At 66.3% G+C, this 8,896-nt stretch carries 10 protein-coding genes; 4 read left to right on the plus strand and 6 right to left on the minus strand.

Going from position 1 to position 8,896, the window contains the following annotated elements; genetic code table 11:
- Nucleotides 1–146: 146 nt before the first annotated feature.
- Nucleotides 147–1,343: a bifunctional phosphopantothenoylcysteine decarboxylase/phosphopantothenate--cysteine ligase CoaBC gene (gene coaBC / locus ACE039_RS06175; protein ID WP_105557630.1), complete on the plus strand. Its 1,197-nt coding sequence runs from the start codon at nucleotides 147–149 to the stop codon at nucleotides 1,341–1,343.
- 71 nt (nucleotides 1,344–1,414) lie between these two features.
- On the opposite strand, the gene ACE039_RS06180 is transcribed toward coaBC, so the two are convergent.
- The 6 genes from ACE039_RS06180 to ACE039_RS06205 form a co-directional block, all read right to left on the minus strand.
- Nucleotides 1,415–2,407 carry a Bug family tripartite tricarboxylate transporter substrate binding protein gene (locus ACE039_RS06180; protein ID WP_485821935.1) on the minus strand — a complete coding sequence of 331 codons (993 nt, stop codon included), beginning with the start codon at nucleotides 2,405–2,407 and terminating at the stop codon, nucleotides 1,415–1,417.
- Nucleotides 2,408–2,423: 16 nt separating this feature from the next.
- Entirely contained in the window at nucleotides 2,424–3,113 is a 690-nt protein-coding gene (locus tag ACE039_RS06185) for an AroM family protein (RefSeq protein WP_485821936.1), read from the minus strand.
- On the minus strand, nucleotides 3,110–4,039 hold the full coding sequence (locus ACE039_RS06190; protein WP_448710133.1) for a DUF1177 domain-containing protein: 930 nt from the start codon (nucleotides 4,037–4,039) through the stop codon (nucleotides 3,110–3,112). The genes ACE039_RS06185 and ACE039_RS06190 overlap by 4 nt, the downstream gene beginning before the upstream one ends.
- Nucleotides 4,036–4,740 carry a dipeptidase PepE gene (gene pepE / locus ACE039_RS06195; RefSeq protein ID WP_313463615.1) on the minus strand — a complete coding sequence of 235 codons (705 nt, stop codon included), beginning with the start codon at nucleotides 4,738–4,740 and terminating at the stop codon, nucleotides 4,036–4,038. The genes ACE039_RS06190 and pepE overlap by 4 nt, the downstream gene beginning before the upstream one ends.
- Nucleotides 4,741–4,828: 88 nt before the next feature.
- The gene (locus tag ACE039_RS06200; protein WP_485821937.1) at nucleotides 4,829–5,596 is read right to left on the minus strand and encodes an IclR family transcriptional regulator; all 768 of its coding nucleotides are present in this window, start codon (nucleotides 5,594–5,596) and stop codon (nucleotides 4,829–4,831) included.
- A gap of 134 nt (nucleotides 5,597–5,730) precedes the next feature.
- Nucleotides 5,731–6,771 (minus strand): metal-dependent hydrolase, encoded by a 1,041-nt coding sequence (locus ACE039_RS06205; RefSeq protein ID WP_485821938.1) that lies wholly within the window; start codon nucleotides 6,769–6,771, stop codon nucleotides 5,731–5,733.
- Between the two features lie 133 nt (nucleotides 6,772–6,904).
- Here ACE039_RS06205 and ACE039_RS06210 point away from each other — a divergent pair, with 133 nt between their 5' ends.
- From ACE039_RS06210 to ACE039_RS06220, 3 genes are all read left to right on the plus strand, one after another.
- Entirely contained in the window at nucleotides 6,905–7,543 is a 639-nt protein-coding gene (locus ACE039_RS06210) for a DedA family protein (RefSeq protein WP_448710135.1), read from the plus strand.
- 16 nt (nucleotides 7,544–7,559) lie between these two features.
- Nucleotides 7,560–8,096: a hypothetical protein gene (locus tag ACE039_RS06215; protein ID WP_448710136.1), complete on the plus strand. Its 537-nt coding sequence runs from the start codon at nucleotides 7,560–7,562 to the stop codon at nucleotides 8,094–8,096.
- Between the two features lie 101 nt (nucleotides 8,097–8,197).
- Nucleotides 8,198–8,848, plus strand: coding sequence for a dUTP diphosphatase (locus ACE039_RS06220; protein WP_448710153.1), 651 nt, complete (start codon nucleotides 8,198–8,200; stop codon nucleotides 8,846–8,848).
- Nucleotides 8,849–8,896: the final 48 nt, after the last annotated feature.

Consider the following 8,896-nt stretch of genomic DNA (forward strand, 5'->3'; position numbering starts at 1 on the left):
CCCCCCCCCCCCCCCCGCCCCTTCACACCGCGTTTTGTCCCATTTGATCCCCCCTGAACGCATCGCGAACGGCGCAATGCCGCAATGCAGAATAAAATCACCCTCCATTCCTCGTTTTCACGGCGCTGACCCGCCGCCACGCCCCCATGCTCGATCTCGCCCGCAAACGCATCGTCCTCGGTCTGACCGGGGGCATCGCCTGCTACAAAATCGCCGAGCTGGTGCGGCGCATGACCGAACAAGGCGCCACGGTCGATGTGGTAATGACCGAAGCCGCCACGCACTTCATCACCCCCGTCACCATGCAGGCCTTGTCGGGCCGGCCGGTCTTCGTGGACGCCTGGGATGCGCGCGTGCCCAACAACATGGCGCATATCGATCTGACGCGCGGCGCGGACGCCGTGCTGATCGCGCCCGCCAGCGCCGACTTCATGGCGAAGCTGGCGCACGGCATGGCAGACGACCTGTTGTCGACGCTGTGCCTGGCGCGCGCCTGTCCCCTTCTGGTGGCGCCCGCGATGAACCGCGAGATGTGGGCCAATCCGGCCACGCAGCGCAATGTGGAACAGTTGCGCGCCGACGGCATCAGCGTGCTGGGCCCGTCGGCCGGCGAGCAGGCCTGCGGCGAAACCGGCGATGGCCGCATGCTGGAAGCGCATGAGCTGCTGACTGACCTGATCGCCTTCTTCCAGCCCAAGCTGCTGGCCGGCCGCCATGTGCTGCTGACGGCAGGCCCCACGTCCGAACCCGTGGACCCCGTGCGCGTGCTGAGCAACCGCTCGTCGGGCAAGACCGGCTATGCGCTGGCCCGCGCCGCCCGCGAAGCCGGCGCTCGCGTCACGCTGATTACGGGCGCCACGTTCCTGCCCGTGCCGCGCGGCGTGACGGCGCTATCGGTCATGACCGCGCGCCAGATGCACGACGCCGTGATGGCCAGCGCGGCCGATGCCGACATCTTTATCGCCGTGGCCGCCGTGGCCGATTGGCGCGTGAAGAACGTCAGCACGCAAAAGCTGAAGAAAACCAGCGAAGGCGGCGGCGCGCCGCTGATGGAATTCGAACCCAATCCGGACATCCTGGCCGAAGTGGCCAAGCTGGAAAACGGCCCGTGGTGCGTCGGCTTTGCCGCTGAAACCGAAAAGCTTGCCGAGCATGCCGAGGCCAAGCGCGCGCGCAAGGGCATTCCGCTGCTGGTGGGCAACCTTGCGCACAAGGTCATGGACGCGGACACCACCGAACTGGTGCTGTTCGATGAGCAAGGCGCGCATCCGTTGCCGGCAGGCGACAAGCTGGATGCGGCACGCCGGTTGATCGCCGAAATCGCGGCAAGGTACCCGGCGTAGGGTACGCGTGGGGCAGCGGGGATGCCGGAATTATCCGCCGGCGTGTCCCGGCACCGCCCCACCCGCCCAGCTTACTGCTCCAGGCTGATATTCGCCGCCTTGACGATATCGGCCCACTGCTTGCGGTCGTTTTCCAGGAACGCGCTGGTCTTCTCGGGCGTCATGCCCGTTACCGGCTCCGAACCCAGGCCCGCCATTTTCTCGATCAGGCCAGGCTGCTTCAATACGTCTTGCAGCGCGTCGTAGTAGGCCGCCAGCACGTCGGCGGGCAAGCCTGCCGGCGCGAACACGCCTTGCCACGTCGGCATGTCGAACCCCTTCAGGCCTTGTTCGTCCAGCGTGGGCGCGTTGGGCAATTGGGGCGCGCGCTTGATCGACGCGACGGCAATCGCCTTTACCTTGCCTTGCGAGGCCAACGGCGCAGCCGTGGAGATGTTGTCCATCGTCATCGCGATGTGGCCACCCAGCAGGTCGGTGATGACCGGCGCCGCGCCGCGATAGGCAGCGTGCGGGACCTTCACGCCCATCTTGTACAGCATGGTCTCGGCGATCAGATGGTTGGAAATGCCCACGCCTGCCGTGCCGTAAGTGGCCGTCGGCGTCTTCTGGAAATAGTCCTTGAGTTCGGCCAGGTTATTGGCCGGGACGTCCTTGTTCACGATGACCACGTTGGGCTGCACCGCCGCCAGCGTGATGGGCGTGAAGTCCGTGGGCTTGTAGTTCGTGCCCTTGGGGTTCAGGACGTGCGTGATGGCCATGGAACCGGCCGCGGCGATACCAATGGTGTAGCCGTCGGCGGGCGACTGCGACAGCCGATACGCCATGATGTTGCCGCCGGCGCCAGCCAGGTTTTCAACGACAACGGCCTGGCCCAACCGCTGCGACAGCGGTTCGGCCAGCAGACGCGCCAGCGTGTCCGCGGAACCGCCGGGCGCGAAGCCCACCAGCAGCCGCACGGGCTTGGTGGGTTTCCACGCCTCGGCGGCCATTGTCGTGGGGGCCGCCGTCAGGGCGGTGACGGCGAATAGCGCGCCAACGGCGCGGTGCAGAGTAAGGCTAAACATGAAAAGACACTCTCCGTTATTCCAATAATTGCGACAGCGCCTGGGCGACCAGGCGATTGGACAGCAGGACCGGCCGGCCCGATGCTTGCGCGACCCGTTCGCGCATGCGGGCGGCATAGCCCATGCAATGCATGACGATCAGGTCGCACGACGCCAAAGCCTGGCCCGCTTGCGCGAAATTGCGCGCCGCTTGTTCGGCATCAGCCTCGTAAGGCGAGGCGTGCACGGCCTGCGTCTCGCAGGACAGCGGCACGGCCATATGAAAGAAATCGACCTGCTCGGCCAACGGCACCACCAGCCCTACCTTGCGGCAGTGTTGCGACAGACCGGCGACCAGATGGTCGACCACCTGCTGCGGTTCAACAACCAGCGTGCGCATCGGCGCAATGGCCGTGCCCGTGCACAGCGGCACCAGCACGTCGTAGCCCGCGCCGTCAGCCTCTCGCATGACCTGCGCCAAGCGCGCTTCGGCCGCCGCGGCATCCAGTTGAATCTGGGCGCCGTCGCGCAGGCGCGTCGCGAAACGGTATTCGCCATCCCGGGGGGCCATGGCGGCAAGCGCCGCGGCATCCAGCCCATCGAGCGCGCCGAACTCGTCAATTCGCACGGTATCGCCCAGCAGCCGCGCCATCTCGGGCACGACATCGCTGCGCGGCGATTCGCCGATGGTGAAGAAGGCCACGCGGCGCGATTGCGGCGCGCTCATGCCGCACCGCCATCTACGCGGCCCACGGTCTGCAGATGCGCCATCGAACCGTAGCGGGCTTGCAGCGCGCCCCATTCCGCGTCGTCGAAGAACGTCATCGTGCGCTGGCCAAACAGCTTGGCGATCTCGATGCAGAAACGCATCGCGACGTCGGCGTCGACGGCGTTCGTGACGCCCGTCGCGCAACCGGGCACGGTGGTCTGCGCCGTCAGCGCCACGCCCACCACCGGCGCATCCGTCACGATGGCGGGCTGCATCAGCGAGTTGACGTGCCACAGGCCGTTTTCATACGGCGTGATGTCTTGCGTGGTCAGCGGCAAGGTCACGGGCAGTTCGCCACTGACCCAGCCCATCACGTCCAGCATCGTTTCCGGGATGCGCAGCAGATAGCCTTGCTTGGCAACCGGCGTCAGCGCCACGCCGCGCTTGTTGACCAGGCGGTTGCCGCGCGTTGTATCCACCGACAGGATCGCGTCCATGCGCGGATCCACTTCGTTCGACATCATTTCGCGCATGGGAAACGGCGAACGCATCATCGGTACCGGGTGGTGCGGGCGCGTGCCGGCGCGCGGACAGATATGGGTGCGGATGCGCACGGTGCCGGGCATGACGTCGCCCTGGCGCGCCATCGCCATCAGCTTGAGGGCCGCGGCGATGGCGACCACCGCGCCGTCGCTGTCGGACACCAGCCCCGTGACCGCCGGGCGCGCGCCGATGCCGCCCAGGCGGCCCACGATGCCCAGCTGCGGCGCGGCATCGTCCGCGCCGGGGATCACGATGGACAGGAAATCCGTCGCCGCGCCGTCGCGCTCAAGGCGGGTGACTTCCACCTCGCACTTACCGGCTGCGCGCAGCACTTGTGCCACGGCGTCGCCCGTGATGTGGGCGGACGACAGCAGTTCAATGGCGTCGATCACTTGCTTCATGCCGGGATCTCCAAGGGGCCCGGGCGGAATACGCGCGGCTCGGCCTGGCCCAGGAACAGCGGCGCATCATGCGGCCCGATCAGCGCGACCTTGCCGCCGCGCACGCGCAGTGCGGCGCCTTCAGGCAAACCCAGCACCGGCATCGTCGGATTGAGCGTGCAGAATTCGGCCAGGCGCTGGGCGCGCGTTTCGCCACGGTGCCCGGGCGGATGGGCGTTGGTGTAGTGCGGGTTGATCTGGAACGGCAGCAGACCCAGCGCGTCGAAACCGCCCGGGTCCGTGATGGGCATGTCGTTGGTGGTGCAGATGCTGGGGCAAGTCAGGTTCGAGCCCGCGCTCCAGCCCAGATAGGCGGCACCGGCCCGCACGCGACGCGCGACGACGTCCAGCAGGCCTTGGCGGCGCAACTGGCCCAGCAGATTGAAGGTGTTGCCGCCCCCCACGATGATGACTGCGGCACTGTCCAGCGCGGCCACCGGATCTGCCGCGCGATGCAGGCCCTGGATGGCCAGGCCGGTATCGGCCAGCGCCGAAACCACCAGCGCCGTGTAGTCGTCCCAGTCGCGCGTAACGCCCGCGAACGGCACGAAGACGGCCGGCGCGCCTGCCGGCAGGGACGCGATCAGTTCGCGGATGTCCGGCATGGCGTGGGCCAGATAACCGGCATCGCTGCTGGAATTGCTGAGTAGCAAAAGGTTCATGGAGGAAGGTTCCGTTAGGGGTTCTGAAGAATTCCGGGGTGTTCTGGATTGCGCCACGCGGACGCAGCGCGAAAGGGCAAACGTCGGGTCAGGCCAGCCAATAAGGGTCGTTCAGTTCGCGGCCCAGCGCGGCCACCTGCTGCAGCACCGATTCACGCAAGCGCGCCACGCGGGCGGCGTCGGCCTGGAACGACACGAACGACAGGCAGAGTCCGCGCAATTCGTTCGTTGCGGGGTCGCGCACCGCCGCCGCCACCGCGCCGATGCCGGGCATGGCTTGATCGATGGCCACGCCGCAATGGTCCGCACGCGTCTGCGCGACCAAGCGGGCCAGGTCGCCGACAGTCGCCGGGCAGTCACGGCCTTCCATCGGCAGGGGCAGCGCCGGATCAGTGCCATACAAGGCCTGGAATTCGGCATCGGTCAGGCGCGACAGCAATGCCCGGCCCATGGCGGTGCCCGAGGCGTTGCGGCGGGATCCGGGTGGCGACAGCACTTGCACCGGATGCGACCCGTTCAACCGCTGCAACACCACGGTTTCGCGCTGGTTAAGCGTGGAGAGATAGGCCGTCAGTCCGCTGTCGTCCGACAAGCGGGCAAGCACCGCGCGGCAGGCTTCGTCCAGCGGCGTGGCGGCCATGCCGGCGCGCACTGCCTGCGCCAGCAAGGCGCCCGGACGATAGCGGCGCGTGGCCGCGTCCTGGTCCAGCATGCCGTAGTGCTGCATCTGGTTCAGCAGCCGCGAGGCCGTGCTCTTGGGCATGGCCAGGCGCGCCGCGACGTCGGTGAAGCTCAGTTCCACCGCGCCTTCGGCGTATAGCGCCAGAACGCGTTGAACTCCGTCTAGAATGCTCATTCTTGTTCCATAAAGCGGAACTTAAGTTCCTTAATTGGGAACAGAATAATGCACGCAAGCAAAGACGGTCAACACAGAACAGTCGACTGCAGATGGCTTAATTCACTTGAATGGCGGGAAGACCAGCGGCGCGCTTACTTCGTCGTCAGCTCCGACCATTCCGCCAAAGGCAGCGGCGGCTGCGAATGCAGGATGCGTGCCAGCACAAGCTTCAATTCGGCCCACCCGCCCCGTTCGCTGGGCCAGACGGCTGGCGTCACCGGCTTCCAATCGCCGTTCGCCGCGCGCTCGGCCATCTTGAAGCGGAAGGTGTAATGCCCGGCCATGCCCATGCGCAGATCGGACACCACCAGCGCGTCGCCGATCGCGTCATAGCGCAGCCACCCGTCCGTGAACCAGCGCAGGCGCTGGTGCAGGGGCACGTCGGCCAGCGTGCGGGAAAGATCCAGGTTCAGCGGCTGGCGCAGCCACTCCGGTGGAGCGCGGTCGAACAGGCTGCTGACCGATTCGTAGTAATCCCCGTCGGCCGTCTTGGCGATGACGCGCCACACCAGCGTGTTGAACGGCATCGACACGGCCCGCAGTTCCGTGACGGCGATGCCCTGCTGGCGCATCGCGTCGCGCACCCGGTCTTCGGCCATGATCCGGCCAGCCAGGCCGAAACCCAGATAGCCGGTGCTGAAGATCAAGGCGGCCGCCAGCAGGCGGCGCGCGCGGTCCGTCATGCCGACCGCGATGGCGAACAGCACGGCCGCCAGCAAGGGCACCGTATAGACCGGATCGATGATGAAGATGGCGGACCAACTTTCGGGGATGGGCGTGAACGGCCAGAACAGCTGTGTGCCGTAGACCGTGAAGGCGTCCAGCACCGGGTGCGTCACCAGCACCAGCCATAAGGTCAGGAACAGCCTTCGGCCGCTGTAGGGTGCCTGCGGCCAATATTTGCGCATCAGCCACGTCAGCAGCAGCGCCAGGCCGGTCAGTACGAATAGCGAATGGGAAAAGCCCCGGTGATAGGTCATGAGCGAAACCGGGTCCGGATAGTGCATCAGCACGTCCAGGTCGGGCACCGTGGCCAGCGCCGCCCCGTAGATCAGCGCCCGGCGCCCCTGGAAGCGCCCCAGCATGACGCCTTGTATGCCCGCGCCCAGCACGGCTTGTGTCACTGAATCCATAATTCCCCGATACGTCGCATCATTCAGATAGCCTGGAGCCTGTTAACACTAAAAAGCCCTAGATAACATTTGGCCACCGAAGCAGGCGTTAAGATACCCGATTGCTTTCAGCTACTTTTCAGATTTCGCCTTCATGGACCAATACATTGACAAGATCGGCCTCTTCATCGAGGCCAACCAGGTGTGGGCGGGCCCGATCACCTTCCTGCTGACCCTGGGCGAATCCATGGTCCTGCTGGGCCTGTTCATCCCCGCGACGGCGCTGATGTTGCTGACCGGCGGTCTGATCGGCGCCGGCACGCTTGAGCCCTGGAGCGTCATCGCCTGGGGCATCGCGGGGGCCATCGTCGGCGATGCACTGTCATATTGGCTAGGGCGCTGGGCCGGGCCCGGCGTCTTGCGCCGCTGGCCGCTCAAGCAGCAGCGCACCGGCGTGGCGCGGGCGCGCCTGTTCTTTTACCGCTACGGCTTCGCATCGGTGCTGATCGGCCGCTTCCTGGGCCCGATCCGGTCCACCATTCCCACGGTCGCCGGCGTGATGGGCATGGCGCAAAGCCGCTTCCAGCTGGCCAATGTGCTGTCCGCGTTGCTGTGGATGCCGCTGATGCTGGCGCCCGGCTACATCACCGCGCGCAGCCTGGGCACCGCGGAAAACGCCCAACAGATCGCCATGATGATCGGCGCAGGCCTCTCCGTACTGCTAGGATGCGGACTTCTGCTCGCCATGGTCCGCAAGCGCCGTCAACCGGCCAGGGCTCGGCGCGGCAACTGAACCGAAAGAGGGAGTCATGGCGATAGACCTGGAGCCGAAGAACGGCGATTTCGCGCGCTATATCGAGAATCTGACCAACGCCGGCGGCGTCACCCCCGGCCGGGTCCCCGATAAGCGCGAAGCCGCCCGGCAAGCGGCCTCGCCCGCAGCCGTGCCTGTGCCCGCGCCCACTTCCGAGCCCCTGTCCACCGCGCCTTGGGGCAAGCCGGCGCCGCCGCCCTTGCAGTCCCGGCGCGACGCGGCCTCCCCTGGCTCCACGGCGCCGGTCCAGAATGATGAAGGCACGGTGTCGATGGCCCGGCAGGCTCGGCAACGCAAGATAGGCGCCATCCTGACTGTCGCCGGCATCCTGGCGGGCTGGGCCGCCGTCACGATCGGGTTCCGCGTGCTTCGCAGCCCGCAGTTCGATCTGGACGCGCTGGTGCCCGCGATCTTCCTGGGATTCTTCGCGTTCATGCTGGTCAAGGCGGCCGGCGCCGCGCGCAAACCGGGTAAAGCGCTGCTGGGCAAATTGCCCCCGCTGAAATCGTCCTACCGCAAGGATGGCGACTGACACCGCGCGCACCGATGACGGCGTGGCCAAGTGCTAACATTTCCGCCGCGATTGAATAGCCCTTATAGAACCCCGGAGTGAAAGTGAATAACGTTGTCGGATTGAACCAGGCCCAAGCGGCCACGATGCTGAAGCTGCAGGACCACTTGAACAGCATGATCAATCCCGACTGGGTCAACGGCGGAGCCCGTTTCCTGCGCGCCGCGTTCGTCGAGTCCGCCGAAGCCCTGGAGCACTACGGCTGGAAGTGGTGGAAGAAGCAGACCATCGACCTGCCCCAGGTGCAGATGGAACTGGTCGACATCCTGCACTTCTACCTGTCCCACACGATCGTCGAGGCCCGCGGCCAGCTGGATGACGCCGCCGCGGCGCTGATGGCCGACCTGGCCACGCCGCCCACGGTCGTGCTGGACGGCAAGACCCATACGCTGAACGGCCTGCCCGTGCCGGAACTGCTGGAACTCATTGGCGGCCTGGCCGTCTGCGGCCGCGCCAGCTACAAAGTGCTGGAACAGAGCATGACGGCGTGCGAAATGACCTGGAACGACGCCTACACGCAATACGTGTCGAAGAACGTGCTTAACATCTTCCGCCAGCAGCACGGCTACAAGGAAGGCACCTACATCAAGATCTGGAACGGCGAAGAAGACAACGTCGTGCTGGCGCGCCTGCTGTCGCAGCTGGACCCGACCCGCGCGGATTTCGCCGACGTGCTGAACCGCGAGCTGGAACAGGCGTATTCGCGCCTGTAGGCCGCACGGTGAACTGAATGAAAAACGCCGCGTCGACGCGGCGTTTTT

It is taken from the genome of Achromobacter maghribensis, from assembly GCF_057334215.1.